At 71.2% G+C, this 19,793-nt stretch carries 13 protein-coding genes, 1 tRNA gene and 1 rRNA gene; 3 read left to right on the top strand and 12 right to left on the bottom strand.

Features of this window, described 5'->3' with window-relative positions:
* Window positions 1-83 precede the first annotated feature (83 nt).
* Both AB0M92_RS25415 and AB0M92_RS25410 read left to right on the top strand, forming a co-directional pair.
* Window positions 84-914, top strand: coding sequence for a DNA-formamidopyrimidine glycosylase family protein (locus AB0M92_RS25415; RefSeq protein ID WP_366104590.1), 831 nt, complete (start codon window positions 84-86; stop codon window positions 912-914).
* Between the two features lie 36 nt (window positions 915-950).
* Complete coding sequence (locus AB0M92_RS25410; protein ID WP_366104589.1) at window positions 951-1,721, top strand: SDR family NAD(P)-dependent oxidoreductase; 771 nt, start codon at window positions 951-953, stop codon at window positions 1,719-1,721.
* Here the strand turns inward: AB0M92_RS25410 and AB0M92_RS25405 are convergent.
* The 9 genes from AB0M92_RS25405 to AB0M92_RS25365 form a co-directional block, all read right to left on the bottom strand.
* Complete coding sequence (locus tag AB0M92_RS25405; RefSeq protein WP_366104588.1) at window positions 1,669-2,028, bottom strand: hypothetical protein; 360 nt, start codon at window positions 2,026-2,028, stop codon at window positions 1,669-1,671. The genes AB0M92_RS25410 and AB0M92_RS25405 overlap by 53 nt on opposite strands.
* A gap of 164 nt (window positions 2,029-2,192) precedes the next feature.
* Window positions 2,193-2,573: a helix-turn-helix transcriptional regulator gene (locus AB0M92_RS25400; protein WP_048477521.1), complete on the bottom strand. Its 381-nt coding sequence runs from the start codon at window positions 2,571-2,573 to the stop codon at window positions 2,193-2,195.
* A gap of 109 nt (window positions 2,574-2,682) precedes the next feature.
* Window positions 2,683-3,183, bottom strand: coding sequence for a CinA family protein (locus AB0M92_RS25395; RefSeq protein ID WP_366104683.1), 501 nt, complete (start codon window positions 3,181-3,183; stop codon window positions 2,683-2,685).
* An 86-nt stretch (window positions 3,184-3,269) separates the two neighbouring features.
* Window positions 3,270-3,926 carry a CDP-diacylglycerol--glycerol-3-phosphate 3-phosphatidyltransferase gene (gene pgsA, locus AB0M92_RS25390; RefSeq protein ID WP_366104587.1) on the bottom strand — a complete coding sequence of 219 codons (657 nt, stop codon included), beginning with the start codon at window positions 3,924-3,926 and terminating at the stop codon, window positions 3,270-3,272.
* Window positions 3,923-5,419, bottom strand: coding sequence for a 30S ribosomal protein S12 methylthiotransferase RimO (rimO, locus tag AB0M92_RS25385; RefSeq protein ID WP_366104586.1), 1,497 nt, complete (start codon window positions 5,417-5,419; stop codon window positions 3,923-3,925). The genes pgsA and rimO overlap by 4 nt, the downstream gene beginning before the upstream one ends.
* Before the next feature lie 115 nt (window positions 5,420-5,534).
* Complete coding sequence (locus AB0M92_RS25380; RefSeq protein ID WP_366104585.1) at window positions 5,535-6,431, bottom strand: RodZ domain-containing protein; 897 nt, start codon at window positions 6,429-6,431, stop codon at window positions 5,535-5,537.
* 217 nt (window positions 6,432-6,648) lie between these two features.
* Entirely contained in the window at window positions 6,649-9,501 is a 2,853-nt protein-coding gene (locus AB0M92_RS25375; protein ID WP_366104584.1) for a DNA translocase FtsK, read from the bottom strand.
* A gap of 144 nt (window positions 9,502-9,645) precedes the next feature.
* On the bottom strand, window positions 9,646-10,326 hold the full coding sequence (locus AB0M92_RS25370; protein WP_366104583.1) for a response regulator: 681 nt from the start codon (window positions 10,324-10,326) through the stop codon (window positions 9,646-9,648).
* Between the two features lie 277 nt (window positions 10,327-10,603).
* On the bottom strand, window positions 10,604-16,138 hold the full coding sequence (locus tag AB0M92_RS25365; protein WP_366104582.1) for a HAMP domain-containing protein: 5,535 nt from the start codon (window positions 16,136-16,138) through the stop codon (window positions 10,604-10,606).
* A gap of 168 nt (window positions 16,139-16,306) precedes the next feature.
* On the opposite strand from AB0M92_RS25365, the gene AB0M92_RS25360 reads away from it, so the two are divergent.
* Entirely contained in the window at window positions 16,307-18,892 is a 2,586-nt protein-coding gene (locus tag AB0M92_RS25360) for a SpoIIE family protein phosphatase (protein WP_366104581.1), read from the top strand.
* On the opposite strand, the gene AB0M92_RS25355 is transcribed toward AB0M92_RS25360, so the two are convergent.
* From AB0M92_RS25355 to rrf, 3 genes are all read right to left on the bottom strand, one after another.
* Entirely contained in the window at window positions 18,889-19,491 is a 603-nt protein-coding gene (locus tag AB0M92_RS25355; protein ID WP_366104579.1) for a DUF308 domain-containing protein, read from the bottom strand. The genes AB0M92_RS25360 and AB0M92_RS25355 overlap by 4 nt on opposite strands.
* 128 nt (window positions 19,492-19,619) lie before the next feature.
* Window positions 19,620-19,695: transfer RNA gene (locus tag AB0M92_RS25350), tRNA-Thr, on the bottom strand.
* 5 nt (window positions 19,696-19,700) lie between these two features.
* Window positions 19,701-19,793, bottom strand: a 5S ribosomal RNA gene (rrf, locus tag AB0M92_RS25345); the annotation flags it as partial.

The following is a 19,793-nucleotide window of genomic DNA, read 5'->3' as shown; positions in this document are numbered from 1 at the left end:
CCCCGACCGGGCCCCCGACCGCGCCACGGCGCGGCGGGGGCTCCGGCCGTCCCGGCCCGGCCCCGCGGGGCGACAATGGCGCCATGCCCGAAGGAGACAGCGTCTGGCGCGCCGCGGCCCGGCTGCACGCCGCCCTGGCCGGCCACCAGCTGACGCGCAGCGACCTGCGCGTCCCCCGCTTCGCCACCGCCGACCTCACCGGCCGCACCACCCTGGACGTCACCCCGCGCGGCAAACACCTCCTCGCCCGCTTCGAGGGCGGCCTCACCCTCCACACCCACCTGGGCATGGACGGCTCCTGGCGGATCTTCGGCCCGGACGAGAAGTGGCACGGCGGCCCCTCGTACGAGATCCGCGCCGTCCTCGGCACCACCGGGCGGACGGCCGTCGGCTACCGCCTCCCCGTCGTCGAACTGCTGCGCACCGCCGAGGAGGACAGGGCCGTCGGCCACCTCGGCCCCGACCTCCTCGGCCCGGACTGGGACGCGCAGAAGGCGGCGGCCAACCTCCTCGCCACCCCCGGGCGCCCGCTCGGCGAGGCCCTCCTCGACCAGCGCAACCTGGCCGGCGTCGGCAACATCTACAAGTGCGAGCTCTGCTTCCTCGCCCAGGTCACCCCCTGGACGCCGGTGGGCGACCTCCCCGACCCCGCGACCACCGCCGTCCGCCTGGCCGGCGCCGCCCACCGCCTGCTGCGCGCCAACACCGGCGCCGGCCCAATCCGCAACACCACGGGCCTGCGCCGCCGCGGCCAGGAGCTGTTCGTGTACGGCCGGGCCCGCCGCCCCTGCCTGCGCTGTGCCACCCCCGTCCGCGAGGCCCCGCAGGACGACCGTCCGACGTACTGGTGCCCCCACTGCCAGTCCGGCCCGACCCCGCGGGCCCGTGCGAACCCGCGGAACCCCTCCGCCTAGTTGACGCTCCGTCAGATCCGGTCGTACCGTCCCGGCATGCCCACACCCAGAGCCCCGTACGACCTCACCGGCCGGACCGCCCTGATCACCGGCGCCGCGAGCGGCATAGGCCGCGCCACCGCCGTCCTCCTCGCCGGGGCGGGCGCCGCCGTGCACTGCGCGGACCGCGACGAAAAGGGCATCGCCGAGACGGCGGACCTCGTCTCCAAGGCCGGCGGATCCGCCACCCTCCACCCCCTCGACGTCACCGACCGGGCCGCCCTGCGCGCCGCCGCAGCGGCCGCCGGACCGCTCGACATCACCGCCGCCATCGCGGGGATCATGCACACCAGCAGCGTCCTGGACACCACCGACGAGGACCTCGACCGGGTCCTGGACATCAACTTCAAGGGAGTGCTGCGCACCTGCCAGGAAGCCGCCCGCGCCATGATCGCGTCCGGCCGCCCCGGCTCGATCGTCACGATGGCCTCCGGCGCCGTGGACGCCGCCCAGCCCGGCCTGCTCTGCTACAGCGCGGCCAAGGCCGCCGTCGTCCAGCTCACCAGGACGCTCGCCACCGAGGCGGGCCCCCACGGCATCCGCGTCAACGCCGTCGCCCCGGGGTGGATCCGCACCCCCATGACCGGTCGGCACGGCCCCGAGGTCCAGGAGCAGACCGAGGCCGCGATGGTCCGGATGTCCCCCCTGCGCCGCGTCGGCGAGCCCGAGGACATCGCCCAGGCGGTGCTCTACCTCGCCTCGGACGCCTCGTCCTTCATGACGGGCCAGATCCTGCGCCCGAACGGCGGAGTGTCGATGCCCTGGTGAGCGCCCCGTCACCCGGCACCACGTCCGCCGGCCCGGCCTCGCCCCCGTCGACCGGCTCGACCCGACCCCCGTCGGCCGACTCCGCCGCCGCCCGCCGGGCCCTGCGTGCGGGCCCCGGCGTGCAGTGCACCGGCAACAGCCCCAGCCCCCAGCCGCCCACGGCCACCGCGCCCTCCACCGGGCCCGAGTCGCCCGGCGCCAGCGCCAGCCGCAGCACCGCCCACCACCACAGCGCGCCCAGCGCCACCGCGAGGGCCGCCGCCGGGGGTATGCCCAGTACCGGGGGTATGCGTAGGTAACGCCGCACGGCTGCCTCCCGGGATCAGGGCCGCGATCCGGACTCCGCCGGAGCCCCCATCCTCCCGTACACCCCCCGACAGCGCACCCAGAACGGCCCGGAGCCCCGGCCGGTGCTGATGCACCGGCCGGGGCTCCGGCCACGCTCATTTCTTCACAGCTCGCGCATGGGGCTCACGCGGCTACGACATTCACCGCTTCCGCAGGCGCCTTGATGGTCACCCGCTCCGGGCCGCCCGTGACCGAAGCCACGGAGACCGAATTGAGCATCGGGCGGACCGGCACCGTGACCGGTTCGCTTGCCGCGGCCGACTGCGCCAGCTCAGCCAGCGACAGTTCGTCACTGACCTCGCGCATCAGCTCGGACATCCGTACGTCCAACGCGTCGCAGATCGCGGAGAGCAGCTCGGAGGATGCCTCCTTCTGCCCCCGCTCCACCTCGGAAAGATAGCCGAGAGAAACTCGGGCGGACGAGGAGACTTCGCGCAGAGTACGGCCCTGGCGCTGGCGCTGCCGACGCAGCACGTCACCCAGCAGGCGACGGAGCAGAATCATCGGTGGCTCCCTCCTCTGACCGTGTAGCCGCATCCTTCACGCCCCACCGTACCGCCTCGCGCGGCGGCCGTGCGGGGAGCTATGTCGTGTTCACTCAGGGCTGCAAACATCAAATCCCCCCGTTCTGTTCCGTATCCTGCCCCCGCGCATACTCGCGGAGTTCGCTTGAGAGCAGTTCGAGCACTGTCCGTGCACTCTCCCTACGAATTTCCGTACGGGAGCCGTTCAACCTCAGCGGGACGGTTTTCCTGCCCGCCGGACCCGCCACGGCGATGAAAACGGTGCCCACCGGCTGCCCGTCCTGCGGGTCCGGACCGGCCACCCCGGTGGCCGCGATCCCCCACGATGCCCCCAGCACGCGCCGCACGCCCGCCGCCATCTCGGCCGCGACCTGCGCGTTCACCGCACCTTCCGCGGCCAGCAGCCCGGCGTCCACCCCCAGGACCCGGTGCTTCAGCTCGGTGGCGTACGCCGTGACCGAACCGCGGAACGACCGGGAGGCCCCGGCGATGCCCGTGAGTTCCGCGGCGACCATCCCACCGGTCAGCGACTCCGCGACGGCGAGGCTCTGATCACTCTCCGCAAGCAACCGCAGCACCTCTGCGGCCAGCGCGGCGGGGGTCCCCGTCTCCGCAGGCGGCTCCGCGGCGCCCGAAGGCGCCCCACCGGACTCCGGAGATTCCCCCACCGCGTGTGTCACCTCGCGGCCCGCTCCGCTTCCAGACCCTGGCGGCGCAGCACCACGGCCTGCCGGATGTAATCCAAACCGGTGACCACAGTCAGCACGACGGCGACCGCCATCACCCAGAAGCGCAGGGAGGCCAGCGGCCCGGTCAGCGCGAGCACGTACATCCCCACCGCCGTTCCCTGGGCCAGGGTCTTGAGCTTGCCGCCCCGGCTGGCGGGAATCACTCCGTACCTGATGACCCAGAAACGCATGAGCGTGATCCCGAGTTCCCGCCCGAGGATCACGCCGGTCACCCACCAGGGCAGGTCGCCCAGCCAGGAGAGACAGATCAACGCCGACCCCATGATCGCCTTGTCGGCGATGGGGTCGGCGATCTTCCCGAAGTCCGTGACCAGGTTGTAGGTGCGGGCCAGGTGCCCGTCGAAGATGTCCGTGATCATGGCTACGGCGAAAGCCGCCCACGCCCACGCCCGCCAGACGGGGTCATAGCCCCCGTCGGCGAGCAGCAGCAGGACGAAGCCCGGCACCAGGACGAGCCGGATCATCGTCAGAATGTTCGCGATGTTCCACAGGCTGGCCTGATTGACCGCCGCGGCTCCCAGCTTCGCGCCGGGCGCGGGCCGGCGGCCGGTCCCGCCCGCCGCAGATGCCGGGGCTCCGGTCATCCGGCCGCCTCCTCGTCGAGGTGCAGGGGCTCGGCCACCAGGTCGACGCCGAGGGTGCCGACGACCTTCGCCGTCACGATGCGGCCGGGCACCAGGCCCGTGCTGTCCGTGAAGACGACCTGGCCGTCGGTCTCGGGCGCCTGGTGCGCGGCCCGCCCGTAGGCACCGGCCTCGTCCTCGTCGGCCCCGCCCACCGCCTCGACGGATTCGACGAGCACCTCCAGGGTCTCCCCGATCCGCTCCTCCGCGCGCTGCGAGGTGAGCTCCTCGGCGAGTCGCTGCATGTGCGCGAGCCGCTCGGCGATCGTGTCCTCGTCCAGCTTGTTCGCGTACGTGACGGCCTCGGTGCCGTCCTCGTCCGAGTAGCCGAACACCCCGATCGCGTCGAGCCGCGCGTGGGTGAGGAAGCGCTCCAGCTCCTTGAAGTCGGCTTCGGTCTCACCGGGGAAGCCGACGATGAAGTTGGACCGGACGCCGGCCTGCGGGGCCTTGGAACGGATGGTGTCCAGCAGTTCCAGGAAGCGGTCGGTGTCACCGAAGCGGCGCATGGAGCGCAGCACGTCGGGGGCCGAGTGCTGGAAGGACAGGTCGAAGTACGGCACGACCTTGGGGGTCGAGGTCAGTACGTCGATCAGGCCGGGCCGCATCTCGGCCGGCTGGAGGTAGCTGACGCGGACGCGCTCGATGCCGTCCACCTCGGCCAGCTCGGGCAGCAGGGTCTCCAGCAGGCGGATGTCGCCGAGGTCCTTGCCGTACGAGGTGTTGTTCTCGGAGACCAGCATGATCTCCTTGACGCCCTGCTCGGCGAGCCAGCGCGTCTCGCCCAGCACGTCGCTGGGGCGGCGGGAGATGAAGGAGCCGCGGAAGGACGGGATGGCGCAGAAGGAGCAGCGCCGGTCGCAGCCGGAGGCGAGCTTGACCGAGGCGACCGGGCTCTTGTCCAGACGGCGGCGCAGCGGCGCGCGCGGCCCGGAGGCGGGCGCGACCCCGTCCGGCAGGTCGGCGGGGGCCTCGGCCACCGGCTCCTGCGCGTGGCCGGGCAGTGCGACCGCGCTCTCCTGGCGGTCCGCCGGGCTGATCGGCAGCAGCTTGCGCCGGTCGCGCGGGGTGTGGGAGGCGTGGATGCCGCCGTTCAGAATGGTCTGGAGGCGGTCGGAGATGTCGGCGTAGTCGTCGAAGCCGAGCACGCCGTCGGCTTCGGGGAGCGCCTCGGCGAGCTCCTTGCCGTAGCGCTCGGCCATGCAGCCGACGGCGACGACGGCCTGGGTCTTGCCGTGATCCTTGAGATCGTTGGCTTCCAGCAGGGCGTCTACGGAGTCCTTTTTGGCGGCTTCGACGAAGCCACAGGTGTTGACGACGGCGACGTCCGCATCGGCGGCGTCCTCGACGAGCTCCCAGCCATCCGCCGCCAAGCGGCCTGCGAGCTCCTCCGAGTCCACCTCGTTACGGGCGCAGCCAAGAGTGACAAGGGCGACGGTACGGCGTTCGGGCATGGACTCAAGACTACTTTGTCCAAACGCCGGCCCCCGCCCCAAGTCCCGGTAAACCAAGATCCCCGGGGTGCGGCGCAGCACCCCGGGGACCCGGAATCACGGATTCAGCGCTGTATCAGCCCGCCTGGGCCGGTCCCTGGCGGGGGTCGTCCTTGGTGTATGTGAGGCGTTCCACCTGACCCGGCTGGAAATCGTCCTTGATCTCCTTGCCGTTCACGAAGAGCTTCACGACCCCGGCGTCACCGAGGACGAGGTCGATGGACTCCTTGTCCGTGAACGTCTTGGACTGGCCGGGGGTCAGCGTCCCGTCGAACAGGAGCCGGCCGCTGTGGTCCTTCGCGGAGATCCAGCTCTCGCCGTCGTTGGCCGTCAGGACGACCGTGACGACGTCCTTGGGCGCGGCGGCGATCGCGCTGTCCGAGGGCTCCGGCTTGGCGGGCTTCGCGGGCTGCTGCGGCTGGGCGGCCGGCTTCCCGGCCGACTGCTTGGGCGCCGCCTGCGGGGCGGCGGAGGCGTCCGCCACCGGCCGCTTCTCCTTGGCGTCGCCGCCGCCGAAGGCGGTGAAGCCCACGAAGCCGATCACGGCGACGATGGCGGCGACCATGGCCGCGGTCCAGTTGGGCCGCTGCCGCTCGGGACGGATGCGCTCGGCGTCGAACATCGGCGCGGCGGGCGTGGGGGCCGGCCGGCCGCCGTGGGCCGCGTCGTACGCGTCGACCAGGGGTTCCGGATCGATGTGGACGGCGCGGGCGAGCGTACGGATGTGACCGCGGGCGTAGACGTCGCCGCCGCACCGCGTGAAATCGTCAGCTTCGATCGCGTGCACGATCGGGATGCGCACGCGGGTGGTGGAACTGACCTCGTCGACAGTGAGCCCGGCGGCGATCCGGGCCTTCTTCAGGGCCGTCCCGATGGACGGTCCTTCGGCCTTGCGTTCGATGATGCGGTCCTCGGACCGGTCGTCGGTCGAAGGACGCTCATCTTCGGGGGAGTTGGAGTTGCCGATGGACACGAGGGCGCCTTTCGAGCGTGTAGCCACCTGCTGGATGTCCAGTCTAGGGGGGTGACGAAAGGGTGGAGCAACCGGAGGGTGGACTTCCTACGCCATCCGAATGGCAAACCGAACAGTGTGGGAAGTCCGGGTGCTGCGGCGGCCCCGTGCCGGGCACGGCGCCGCCATCTCCCTCAACTTGACGCGGGCCCAGGGGAAACGGTTGCCCGCCCGTGAATCACGGTTGGGTCTCTCCCCGGATGACGGCGAGGACCCCGTCCAGCTCGTCCGCCTTCACCAGGACGTCGCGCGCCTTCGAGCCCTCGCTGGGGCCCACGATTGCCCGCGACTCCATCAGGTCCATGAGCCGGCCCGCCTTCGCGAAACCCACCCGCAGCTTGCGCTGGAGCATCGAGGTCGACCCGAACTGGGTGGAGACCACCAGCTCGGCAGCCTGGCACAAGAGGTCCAGGTCGTCGCCGATCTCCTCGTCGATCTCCCTCTTCTGCTTCTGCCCGACGGTGACGTCGTCCCGGAAAACGGGCGCCATCTGGTCCTTGCAGTGCTGCACGATCCCGGCGATCTCGTCCTCGGTGACGAAGGCGCCCTGGAGGCGGACCGGCTTGTTCGCGCCCATCGGCAGGAACAGCCCGTCGCCCTTGCCGATGAGCTTCTCGGCGCCCGGCTGGTCGAGGATGACGCGGCTGTCGGCGAGCGACGAGGTGGCGAAGGCCAGCCGCGAGGGCACGTTCGCCTTGATCAGACCGGTCACCACGTCCACCGAGGGCCGCTGGGTGGCGAGCACCAGGTGGATGCCGGCCGCGCGGGCCAGCTGGGTGATGCGGACGATCGAGTCCTCGACGTCGCGCGGGGCCACCATCATCAGGTCGGCGAGCTCGTCGACGATCACCAGCAGGTACGGGTACGGGCTGAGCTCCCGCTCGCTGCCCGGCGGCAGTTTGATCTTGCCGTCCCGGATCGCCTGGTTGAAGTCGTCGATGTGCCGGTAGCCGAAGGCGGCCAGGTCGTCGTAGCGCAGGTCCATCTCGCGCACGACCCACTGGAGCGCCTCGGCGGCCCGCTTGGGGTTGGTGATGATCGGCGTGATCAGGTGCGGGATGCCCTCGTACGCGGTCAGCTCGACGCGCTTGGGGTCCACGAGCACCATCCGGACGTCCTCCGGGGTGGCCCGCACCATCACCGAGGTGATGAGGCAGTTGATGCAGGAGGACTTTCCGGAGCCGGTGGCGCCGGCGACCAGCACGTGGGGCATCTTCGCGAGGTTGGCCATGACGTAGCCGCCCTCGACGTCCTTGCCGAGCGCCACCAGCATCGGATGGTCGTCCTCGGCCGCGTCCGCCAGCCGCAGCACGTCACCCAGGTTGACCATCTCGCGGTCGGTGTTCGGGATCTCGATGCCGACGGCCGACTTGCCCGGGATCGGGCTGATGATCCGGACGTCCGGCGAGGCCACGGCGTAGGCGATGTTCTTGGCCAGCGCCGTGATCCGCTCGACCTTGACCGCGGCGCCCAGGGTGACCTCGTACCGGGTGACCGTCGGGCCGCGGGTGAAGCCGGTGACCTGCGCGTCGACCTTGAACTCGGAGAACACGTTCGTCAGCGAGGCCACGACCGCATCGTTGGCGGCGCTGCGGGTCTTGCCGGGCCCGCCCTTCTCCAGCAGGTCGAGCGAGGGAAGGGCGTACGTGATGTCCCCGCGCAGCTGGAGCTGCTCGGCGCGGGGCGGCAGCGGCTGGGCCGCCGGCGGGGCTTTGGTGAGGTCCGGGACGGACAGGGTCCCGGAAGCCGCGGCGGTGGTGTCGTGCGGCCCTGCGGCCGACTCGGACTCCGGCTCGGCGCCCGCACCCGCACCCGCACCCGCACCCGCACCCAGGTCCGCGCCCGCGGCCTTGGGCCGCTCCACCCGCGCGGGAGGCACCGGAGCGGTGGTCTCCACGCCCTCGCGCCCCGGGCGCTCCACCGAGATGCCCTGCGTCAGGTCGGCCACCAGCGGGGAGGGCGGCATTCCGCCGTAGACCGCCCCGTCCAGCGCGGCGGCCGCGGCCGCGGCCACGTCGACGGCGTCCATCTCCCGCTCGGCGGCCGGTCGGGCGGGGGCCCGGCGGGGGCGCCGGCGCCGGGCGAGCGCCTGCTCCTCGGCGGCGTCGGCGGGATCGCCGGAACCGGCGGGATCCGCCTGGGCACCCGCACCGGCGCCGGCGCCACCCGACCGGGCCCGCCACTGCTCGGGGTCGTGCCGCTCGGCGGCGCCGTCCTCCCCGTACCCCTCGTCGTACTCGTTCGGGGCGATGATCCCCAGCCGGATCCCGAGCCGCCGCAGCCGCTGCGGGATCGCGTTCACCGGGGTCGCCGTGACCACGAGCAGCCCGAAGACCGTCAGCAACACCAGCATCGGCACGGCGAGCGGCGCACCCATGGTGAAGATCAGCGGCTTCGAGGCGGCCCAGCCGATCAGGCCGCCCGCGTCCTGCATGGCGGTGGTGCCCTCGTCGCGGCCCGGCGCCCCACAGGCGATGTGCACGAGGCCGAGGACGCCGATCGCGAGCGCGGAGAGGCCGACGCCGATCCGGCCGTTGGCGTCGGGCTGCTCGGGGTGGCGGATGAAACGTACCGCCATGACGCCCAGCAGGATCGGTACGAGCAGATCCAGTCGTCCGAAGGCGCCGGTGACCAGCATGGTGACCAGATCCCCGACGGGACCGCTCAGGTTCGACCAGGTACCGGCAGCGACGATCAGCGCGAGGGCGAGCAGCAGCAGCGCGACGCCGTCCTTGCGGTGGGCGGGGTCCAGGTTCTTGGCCCCCTGGCCCACTCCTCGGAACACGGCGCCCACCGCGTGCGCGCAGCCCAGCCACAGGGCTCGCACCAGCCGCACCACGCCCCCGGTGGGGGACGGCGCGGGCTTCGGCGGCGCCTTCTTGGCGGGGGCGCGCCGCGGCGCCGCTGCCTTCTTCGCGGCGGACCCGCGCGCGGCGGCCGCTTTCTTCGCCGGCGCCGTCGTCCGGCCGGTGCGGCCCTTCGCGGTGCCCGCTGCGCTCTGGGAACCCTTGCCGGACGTACGTGAGGCCATGGGCCCGAGGTTACCGGTGCGCGCGCCGGTGGACACGCGTGCCCACCCCTTCACCCGTTCGTGTCGCGCGCCGCATCAGTGCTTTGACGCACCGCCAGATACCGCGCCGCCGCGAACGGCCGGGCCGCCGGCACCTCGACGGGCTCAGCCCTGCGCGGGCAGCACCGGCGTTCCCCCGCCGGTCCCGGGCTCCAGCGCGTCGAGCGCCCGCCGCAGTCCGGTGAGCTTGCGCTCCAGGTGGGCCGCGGTCGCCACGACCGCCGCGTCGGCCGATTCCTCGCCGAGCTGCTTGGTCAGCGCCTCCGCCTGCTCCTCGACCGCGGCGAGCCGCGCGGAGAGCTCGGCCAGCAGGCCGGCCGTCTCCTTGCTGCCGTCGCCGTTGGAGCCGCCGCCCTCCAGCTGGAGCCGCAGCAGCGCCGCCTGCTCCCGCAGCTGGCAGTTCTTCGTGTAGAGCTCCACGAACACCGAGACCTTGGCCCGCAGCACCCACGGGTCGAAGGGCTTGGAGATGTAGTCCACCGCGCCCGCGGCGTAGCCGCGGAACGTGTGGTGCGGACCGTGATTGATCGCGGTGAGGAAGATGATCGGGATGTCCCGGGTACGTTCACGCCGCTTGATGTGCGCGGCGGTCTCGAAACCGTCCATCCCGGGCATCTGCACATCCAGCAGGATGACCGCGAAATCGTCCGTCAGCAGCGCCTTGAGCGCTTCCTCCCCCGACGACGCCCGGACCAGTGTCTGATCGAGCGCGGAGAGGATGGCCTCCAGCGCCAGCAGATTCTCCGGCCGGTCGTCGACCAGGAGGATCTTGGCCTTCTGCACCATGCCCTGTCCTCCTCGCCCCGGCATGGGGCCTCCCCGGCTCCTGGCACCGGCCTGTACGCCGGGCCCCGCCCCAGAAGAGGACGGCATCCTTGCGCCGTCCGTCCTTGTGCCGGTCATCGTAGCCCCAGTCCCGAGATCGCCACACCCTGTCACCAGGATGTCACTGTGCACGAAGCAGAAACGGTGTGGGGGAGCAGAAGGTTCCCCGCCTCCCGCCCTTTCACACCGTTTTCGCCACAGTCAGTCAGCAATTGGTATCAGAGTGCCCGGCAGTCGATCACTTGCCCCGCATCCACTGTTCCATCACCGACAACAGATAGTCGGGGTCGACCGGCTTGGTGACATAGTCGGAAGCACCGGAGTCGATCGCCTTCTCCCGGTCCCCCTTCATCGCCTTCGCCGTCAGCGCGATGATCGGCAATCCCGCGAACTGCGGCATCCGCCGGATCGCCGAGGTCGTCGCGTACCCGTCCATCTCGGGCATCATGATGTCCATCAGTACGACCGTCACATCGTCGTGCTGCTCCAGGACTTCGATGCCCTCCCGTCCGTTCTCCGCGTACAGCACTGCCAGTCCGTGCTGTTCCAGCACGCTCGTCAGCGCGAACACGTTGCGCACGTCGTCGTCCACGATGAGCACCTTCTCGCCGTGGAAGTCGTACGACCTCGGCAGCACCGGAAGTTCCTCCGCCGGGTTGACCCAATCGTCCTCCGGCCCCTGCGCGTTCGGCTGTCCCGGCACCGCCGTGCGCGGCTCCAGGTCGCTCAGCGGCTTGCGCCGCCGCCGGAACAGCGCGGCCCCGCCCTGCCCCTGACCGGCCGGCTCGGCGGCCGGCAGCGCGGGACGTACGGGCTGCGCGTGCTGCGGCTGCGCCGCGGGGACCGGCGCCGCCGGGGTCGCCGGCAGCGCGGGCCGCGCCCCGTCGGCCTGCCTGCGGTACACCTCGCCGCGCCCGCCGCCGGGCGTGGGCGGCGCGTACCCCTGCGGCGGCAGCTCGCTCGGATGCAGCGGCAGGTACAGCGTGAACGTGGAGCCGCGGCCCGGCTCGCTCGCCGCGTGGATCTCCCCGCCCAGCAGCCGGGCGATCTCCCGGCTGATGGACAGCCCGAGCCCGGTGCCGCCGTACTTCCTGCTGGTCGTCCCGTCGGCCTGCTTGAACGCCTCGAAGATCACCAGCATCTTGCTCGCCGCGATGCCGATCCCGGTGTCCGTCACCGAGAAGGCGATCAGGTCCGCGTCCGCCTCCCGCAGCGAACCGGCCTCCAGCAACTGCTCCCGGATCGCCGTCGGCACGTCGGAGCCCGCGGGCCGGATCACCAGCTCCACGGCCCCGGTGTCGGTGAACTTCACCGCGTTCGACAGCAGGTTGCGCAGCACCTGGAGCAGGCGCTGCTCGTCCGTGTGCAGGGTCGCGGGCAGCTCCGGGGAGACCCGTACCGAGAAGTCCAGGCCCTTCTCCGCGGTCAGCGGCCGGAAGGTGGCCTCCACGTAGTCCACGAGCTGCACGAGCGCGATCCGCGTCGGCGAGACGTCCATCTTCCCGGCCTCGACCTTCGACAGGTCCAGGATGTCGTTGATCAGCTGGAGCAGGTCCGAGCCCGCCCCGTGGATGGTCTCCGCGAACTCCACCTGCTTCGGCGACAGGTTCTCGTCCGCATTGTCGGCGAGCAGCTTGGCCAGGATCAGCAGCGAGTTGAGCGGCGTGCGCAGCTCGTGCGACATGTTCGCCAGGAACTCGGACTTGTAGCGCATCGAGACCGCGAGCTGCTCGGCGCGCTCCTCCAGGACCTGCCGGGCCTCCTCGATCTCGGTGTTCTTCACCTCGATGTCCCGGTTCTGCTGGGCCAGCAGCTCCGCCTTCTCCTCCAGCTCGGCGTTGGCGGCCTGGAGGGCCTTCTGCCGGTTCTCCAGCTCGTCGGAGCGCTCTCGAAGCTGCTCGGTCATCTCCTGCGACTGCTTGAGCAGCGTCTCCGTCCTGGAGTTGACGCTGATCGTGTTGACGCTCGTACCGATCATCTCGGCGATCTGGCTCAGGAAGTCCTTCTGGATCTGCGTGAAGGGCTGGAACGACGCCAGCTCGATGACGCCGAGCACCTTCCCCTCGAACAGCACCGGCAGCACGATCACATGGGCCGGCGGCGCCTCCCCGAGCCCCGAGGAGATCTTCAGGTAGCCCGGCGGGGTGTTCTCCACGAGGATCGTCCGCTTCTCCTCGGCGACGGTCCCGATCAGTCCCTCCCCCGGCCGGAAGGAGGTGGGCACCGCGCCGCCCGCGTACGCGTAACTCCCGCGCATCCGCAGCTCGTACGAACCGTCGGGACCGTGCTCGGTCCCGAACTCCGTGGTGCCGCCCGAAGGCAGCGCCAGGAAGAACGCCCCGTGCTGGGCGGAGACCACCGGCGTCAGCTCGCTCATGATCAGCGAGGCCACGTCGTCCAGCTCCCGGCGGCCCTGCATCAGGGCGGAGATCCGGGCGAGGTTGCCCTTGAGCCAGTCCTGCTCCTTGTTGGCCAAGGTGGTGTCGCGCAGGTTCGCGATCATCGTGTTGATGTTGTCCTGGAGGACCTGGATCTCGCCCGACGCGTCCACGTCGATCTTCAGGTTGAGGTCGCCGCGGGTCACCGCGGTGGCCACCGCCGCGATCGCGCGCACCTGCCGGGTCAGGTTCCCGGCCATCTCGTTCACGGACTCGGTGAGGTCGCGCCAGGTGCCGTCCACGTCCCGCACCCGCGCCTGGCCGCCCAGGATGCCCTCGGTACCCACCTCGCGGGCCACGCGCGTGACCTGGTCGGCGAACGAGGACAGCTGGTCGACCATCGTGTTGATCGTCGTCTTGAGCGCCAGGATCTCTCCGCGCGCGTCGATGTCGATCTTCTTGGTCATGTCGCCCTTGGCGATGGCGGTCGTGACCATGGCGATCTGCCGCACCTGGCCGGTGAGGTTGGAGGCCATGAAATTCACCGAATCGGTCAGGTCCTTCCACGTACCCGACACACCCGGCACGTGCGCCTGGCCGCCCAGGCGGCCCTCCGTACCCACCTCGCGGGCCACGCGCGTGACCTCGTCCGCGAACGAGGACAGCGTCTTCACCATCGTGTTGACCGTGTCGGCGAGCTGCGCGACCTCGCCGCGCGCCTCCACCGTCACCTTCTTCGTCAGGTCGCCGTTGGCCACCGCCGCCGAGACCTGCGAGATGTTGCGCACCTGCGAGGTCAGGTTGTTGGCCATCAGGTTGACGTTGTCGGTCAGGTCCTTCCAGATGCCCGTCACCCCGCGGACCCGGGCCTGACCGCCCAGGATGCCCTCGGAGCCCACTTCGCGGGCCACCCGCGTCACCTGCTCCGCGAACGAGGACAGCTGGTCCACCATCGTGTTCACGGTGGTGACGAGTTCGAGGATCTCGCCCTTCGCGTCCACGGTGATCTTCTTGGAGAGGTCGCCCATCGCGACCGCCGTCGTCACCTCGGCGATGTTGCGCACCTGCGAGGTCAGGTTGTTCGCCATGAAGTTGACGGACTGGGTGAGGTCCTTCCAGGTGCCGGAGACCCCCTTCACCTCCGCCTGACCGCCCAGGATGCCCTCGGTGCCCACCTCGCGGGCCACCCGGGTCACCTGCTCCGCGAAGTTCGAGAGCTGGTCCACCATCGTGTTGAGGGTGTTCTTCAGCTCCAGGATCTCGCCGCGCGCGTCCACGTCGATCTTCTGCGACAGGTCACCGCGCGCCACCGCCGTCGCGACCTGGGCGATGTTGCGCACCTGCGAGGTCAGGTTCCCGGCCATGCCGTTCACGGAGTCCGTCAGGTCCCGCCACACGCCGGCCACACCGGGCACCTGCGCCTGACCGCCGAGACGGCCCTCCGTACCCACGTCCCGGGCCACCCGGGTCACCTGCTCCGCGAACGCCGAGAGCTGGTCCACCATCGTGTTGATGGTGTTCTTCAGCTCCAGGATCTCGCCGCGCGCGTCCACGTCGATCTTCTGCGACAGGTCACCGCGCGCCACCGCCGTGGTCACCTGCGCGATCTGCCGCACCTGAGAGGTCAGGTTGCCGGCCATGAAGTTGACGGAGTCGGTGAGCTCCTTCCACGTCCCGGACACCCCCTCGACCCGGGCCTGGCCGCCGAGGCGGCCCTCCGTACCCACGTCCCGCGCCATCCGCGTGACCTGGTCGGCGAAGCTGGAGAGCTGGTCCACCATCGTGTTCACGGTGTTCTTCAGCTGGAGCATCTCGCCCGAGACGTCCACGGTGACCTTCTGTGACAGATCGCCGTTGGCCACCGCCGTCGTCACCTGCGCGATGTTGCGCACCTGACCGGTGAGGTTGCGGAAGGCGGTGTTCACCGAATCGGTGAGGTCCTTCCACGTACCCGCCGCACCCGGCACCTGCGCCTGACCGCCCAGCTCGCCCTCGACGCCGACCTCGCGGGCCACACGCGTCACTTCCGCACCGAAGGACTGGAGCTGGTCCACCATCGTGTTGACGGTGTTCTTCAGCTCCAGCATCTCGCCGGCCACGTCGACCGTGACCTTCTGCGACAGATCGCCGTTGGCCACCGCCGTCGTCACCTGTGCGATGTCCCGCACCTGCGTGGTCAGGTTGCGGAAGACCGTGTTCACCGAATCGGTGAGGTCCTTCCACGTACCCGCCGCACCCGGCACCTGCGCCTGACCGCCGAGCAGGCCCTTCGCCCCGACCTCGCTGGCCACACGCGTGACCTCGTCCGCGAAGGTCCGCAGCGTCTCCGTCATCTGGTTGATCGTTTCGGCCAGCTGCGCCACCTCGCCGCGCGCGCTGACCCGTACCTTCTGCGACAGGTCACCGTTGGCGACAGCCGTCGTGACCTGCGCGATCCCGCGCACCTGGGCCGTCAGGTTGCCCGCCATCGTGTTGACGGAGTCGGTCAGGTCCTTCCAGACACCCGCGACCCCGGGCACCTTCGCCTGGCCTCCGAGCTCACCCTCCGTACCCACCTCGCGCGCGACCCGCGTCACCTCGGAGGAGAACGACGACAGCTGGTCCACCATCGTGTTCACGGTGTTCTTCAGCTGGAGCATCTCGCCGGCCACGTGCACCGTGACCTTGCGCGACAGATCGCCCTTCGCCACCGCCGTCGTGACGAGAGCGATGTCACGCACCTGAGCGGTGAGCCGGTAGGCCATCGTGTTGACGGAGTCGGTCAGGTCCTTCCAGGAACCCGACATCCCGCGCACCTGGGCCTGACCGCCCAGCTTGCCCTCGGTACCCACCTCCAGCGCGACCCGCGTCACCTCGTCGGTGAACGCGGACAGCTGGTCGACCAGGTTGTTGACCGTACGCCCGACCTTCAGGAACTCACCGCGCAGCGGATGCCCGGCCCCGTCCGCGGCCTGCGTCCGCAGGTCCATCCGCTGGTCCAGATCGCCCTCGGCGACCGCCGACAGCACCCGGCCCACCTCGGACACCGGCCGGGCCAGATCGTCGACCAACTGGTTCGAGGCGTCGATCGCGGCCGCCCAGGAGCCCTCACAGGCGCCTGTTTCCAGCCGTTCGCTCAGCTTCCCCTCGCGGCCCACCATCCGCCGCACCCGCGAGAGCTCTCCCGTCAGATGGAGGTTGCGATCGGCGACCTCGTTGTAGACGGCGGCGATCTCCGCCATCACACCGTCGCCGGACACCGTCAGCCGCTTGCGGAAATTCCCGTCCCGCATCGACACCAGGGCCGTGAGCAGCCGGTTCAGGGCCGCGGTATCGACTTCCGTCGTGCCGCCCCGGCGGGACCTCCCGCCCTTCGGGCGCGTTCCCGTTCGCCGCACCGCTGCGCCAGACTCCACCGTGTCCCTCCCGAAAGGGTCGACCGCTGTTCCACCGACACCAAGCGAGTCGCACGCCCGGCTATCCGATCCTGCCCAGTGTTTCACCCCGGCCGAACCCGGCCATAACACTTCGGCACCATCGCACACCGGCCGCACCCTGCGGGTGGAATCCCGGACGACGGCACCATGCCGACCGCGAAGGTAAGTAACCTGGCACCCGATGTCCAACCGCGTCGAAGGAGATTCGTGATCACGGCTCGGGCGGCTGCCAGCTTCGACCCCCTCGGGCGCTCGGTCGCCGCGGCCCGGGCGTTCGTCCGCGACACCCTGCAGGGATGGGGCTTCGCGGACATCGTCGACGACGCCGTGGTGCTCACCAGCGAGCTCGTCACCAACGCCGTGGTCCACGCCGGCACCAGGGCCGAGGTCCTGTGCCTGCGCTCCGGGGACGGGGTACGCGTGGAGATCGCCGACCGGTACCCGGAACGTGAGCTTCCTCTCCAACACCCCGGCGAGCGGCCGTACGCCGACCCCGACCGCGAGAACGGCCGCGGGCTGATGCTCTGCGCCGCCCTCGCCACCCGCTGGGGAGTCGAGTACACCGCCACCCACAAACACGTGTGGTTCCGGCTCGACCTCCCGGACCGGCCGGTCGGTACCCGATCCGCCGGACCCGTCGTACCGGACCGCCTCCTGCCCCTCGCCGACAGCCGCGTCCGCGTCGCCGTCCTCCAGATCGACGCCTCCGACGCGATCTCCGCCTGGAACGAGGACGCCGAGCACGTCTTCGGCTACGCCGCCGAGAAGGTCCTCGGCCGCCCCCTCTCCGAGCTCGCCGCCTGGCCCCAGACCCCCGGCACCGGCACCGGCATCGCCGAGGCCCTGCGCCTGTCCCGCTGGGAGGGCAGCTACGGCATCCGCGGCGCCGACGGCCGCGTGATCCCCGTGTACGCCTCCCACCTGCGGGTCCGCGATGCCCACGGAGAACCGTCCATCGTCTGCCTGCTGGTCCACGACGACGAGCGGGCCCTGCTCCAGACCCCCGTGCGGGTCGCCGCGGCCGACAGCCTCCAGCTCACCGAACCCCGGCCCGCGGACCCCTTCGAGGTCTTCATCGGCTCCCCCGCCCCCGACGACCTGGACGGACTCCTCCAGCGCACCGTCGAACGCGCCCGCGACATGCTCGACGCCGACTCCGCCTTCCTGCTGCTCGCCACCGACGACGAGACCGAGCTGGAAGTCCGCGCGACGACCGGGCTCCCCTCCACCCGCCAGCGCTTCGCCCGCGTCCCCGTCGAGGCCGGCACCAACCGGTACGGCTCGGCCCGCATGCCCGCCGTCCACGACGACCTCGCCGCCGTCCCCGGAGCCGTACCGCTCCTGGAGGCCACCGGCATGCGCTCGGTGATCACCGTCCCGCTCAAGGTCGAAGGCCGGCTCACCGGCTCGCTCGGCGTCGCCGCCGAGAACCCCGGCCGCTACTCGAACGCCGAGGCCCTGCGCCTCCAGTTCGCCGCCGACCGCATCGCCCTCGCCGTCGAATCCGCCCGCCTCGGCGAGCTGGAACGGCTGCGCCGCGGTTCCCTCTCCTTCCTCGTCGAGGCATCCGACCTGCTCGCCGGCACCCTCGACCGGGACCAGACCCTGGCCCTCATGGCCCAGATGACCGTCCCCACCCTGGCCACCTGGTGCGCCGTCTACACGATCGCCGACCAGTCCTCGGACCCCTACCTCGCGTACGTGCTCCACGAGGACGAGGAGCGCATCGACGGCCTCAAGGCCCTGCTCTCCCGCGTCAGCCCGCCCGACCCGGTCCGCGAGGCCGGCGCCCGCCCCTGGCCCGCGACGGCCCAGGCGGTCGGCGGGGAGACCGTGGTCCTCCCGCTCCTGGCCCGCAACCGCGTGATCGGCATGCTGACCCTCGGCAAGCCGTCCGAGGAGCACTTCCGCCAGGAGATCCTGGAACTCGCCGAGGACCTCTCCCGCCGGGCCGCCCTCGCCCTCGACAACGCACGCCTCTACTCCGAGCGCACGGCGATCAGCCGCTCCCTGCAGCGCAGCCTGCTCCCGCCCGGCTCCCCCGCCATCCCCGGCATGGAGGTCGAGGTCATCTACCGCGCGGCCGGAGAGGGCAACGAGGTGGGCGGCGACTTCTACGACGTCTTCCCGATCCGCGACGGCGCGTACGGCTTCGCCATCGGCGACGTCTGCGGTACGGGCCCCGAGGCGGCCGCCGTCACCGGCCTCGCCCGGCACGCCCTGCGCCTACTGGCCCGCGAAGGACTCGGCGGACCGGCCGTCCTGGAGCGGCTGAACGCGGCCATCCTCGACGAGGGCGCCCGCAGCCGCTTCCTCACCCTCCTGTACGGGGAACTCCACCCGCAGCCGGACGGCGGCGCCCTGATGAAGGTCGTCTGCGCGGGCCACCCGCTCCCGCTGCGCCTGCGCCCGGACGGCCGGGTCACCCCGGCCGCGGACCCGCAGCCGCTGCTCGGCGTGATCGACGACCTCGACCTCTACGAACAGACCCTCACCCTGGACCCGGGCGACGTGCTGCTCTGCGTCACGGACGGCGTCACGGAACGCCGCGAGGGCACCCGCATGCTGGGCGACGACGGCCTCACGGAGGTCCTCACCACCTGCACGGGCCTCACGGCCGGCGCCGTCGCCGCCCGCGTCCTGCGCGCGGTGGAACGCTTCGCGGCCGAACCCGCCTCGGACGACATGGCCATCCTGGCGTTCCGCGTCCCCCAGCCGCGCACGGGCGACTAGGCCGTACCCGGGTGGCGGGTGGCGGACCGCAGTGCGAACGCCATCACCACTTCGAAGACGCCGAGCAGGACGAGCCACAGGCCCAGCAGCCGGGTCAGCGCGACCGCGGAATCCACCGGGAAGCAGAGCACGACGATTCCGGCGACGGTTCCGAGTGCGCCCAGGCCGAACAGCAGGCCGCGGTGCACGACCGCGCGGTCCGCGAGCGCGGTGTACGCCGTGAGCACTCCGGTCAGCAGCCAGAACACGCCGAGGATCAGGGAGAGCGCGCCGATCGTCTGCATCGGATGCCGTAGCACCAGGACTCCCGCGAGGAGGGCCAGCACGGCGACCAAGACCGCGGCGAGTCTGCTGCCGCCGTCGTTGCTGTGCGAGAACGCGGTGACGAAACGGAAGACACCCGCCACGAGGAGCTGCAGACCGATGATGACGGCCAGGATGTGCAGCGTCTCGTCCGGCCAGACGAGGATCAGGATGCCGGGGATCAGGGTCGCGAGGGCGAAGCCGAGTGCCCAGTGCCACGCGCCCCCGACCTTCTTGAGGACATCCTCGGGGTCGCTCTGCTTGTGCTGCGGGGCCGCGTCAAAGGGAACGGTCATCATGCCTCCCGGGGTTCGCCCCTTCCCGCCCATGTTAGAGAGTCGCGGTGCACCCCGCCCGTCCGGACTCCGGGGCCGGCCCCGGAAACGCAAAAAGGCCCCCGCCAAGAGGCGGGGGCCTTTTTCTTTGGAGCCCTTTAACGGAATCGAACCGTTGACCTTCTCCTTACCATGGAGACGCTCTACCGACTGAGCTAAAAGGGCGGGTTGTTCGGCGGCGTCCTACTCTCCCACAGGGTCCCCCCTGCAGTACCATCGGCGCTGAAAGGCTTAGCTTCCGGGTTCGGAATGTAAACCGGGCG

Origin of the sequence: Streptomyces sp. NPDC051582, from assembly GCF_040681715.1 — a bacterium.
GTDB lineage: Bacteria > Actinomycetota > Actinomycetes > Streptomycetales > Streptomycetaceae > Streptomyces.
The sequence above is the reverse complement of the archived record's forward strand: the minus strand, read 5'-3'. Positions and strand labels throughout refer to the sequence as shown.

Bases quoted from the DNA above. Each gene is read 5' to 3' on its own strand.
- AB0M92_RS25415 (WP_366104590.1), top strand. From the start codon at position 84: ATGCCCGAAGGAGACAGCGTCTGGCGCGCCGCGGCCCGGCTGCACGCC.
- AB0M92_RS25410 (WP_366104589.1), top strand. From the start codon at position 951: ATGCCCACACCCAGAGCCCCGTACGACCTCACCGGCCGGACCGCCCTG.
- AB0M92_RS25400 (WP_048477521.1), bottom strand. From the start codon at position 2,573: ATGATTCTGCTCCGTCGCCTGCTGGGTGACGTGCTGCGTCGGCAGCGC.
- pgsA (WP_366104587.1), bottom strand. From the start codon at position 3,926: ATGACCGGAGCCCCGGCATCTGCGGCGGGCGGGACCGGCCGCCGGCCC.
- rimO (WP_366104586.1), bottom strand. From the start codon at position 5,419: ATGCCCGAACGCCGTACCGTCGCCCTTGTCACTCTTGGCTGCGCCCGT.
- AB0M92_RS25375 (WP_366104584.1), bottom strand. From the start codon at position 9,501: ATGGCCTCACGTACGTCCGGCAAGGGTTCCCAGAGCGCAGCGGGCACC.
- AB0M92_RS25370 (WP_366104583.1), bottom strand. From the start codon at position 10,326: ATGGTGCAGAAGGCCAAGATCCTCCTGGTCGACGACCGGCCGGAGAAT.
- AB0M92_RS25360 (WP_366104581.1), top strand. From the start codon at position 16,307: ATGCCGACCGCGAAGGTAAGTAACCTGGCACCCGATGTCCAACCGCGT.
- AB0M92_RS25355 (WP_366104579.1), bottom strand. From the start codon at position 19,491: ATGACCGTTCCCTTTGACGCGGCCCCGCAGCACAAGCAGAGCGACCCC.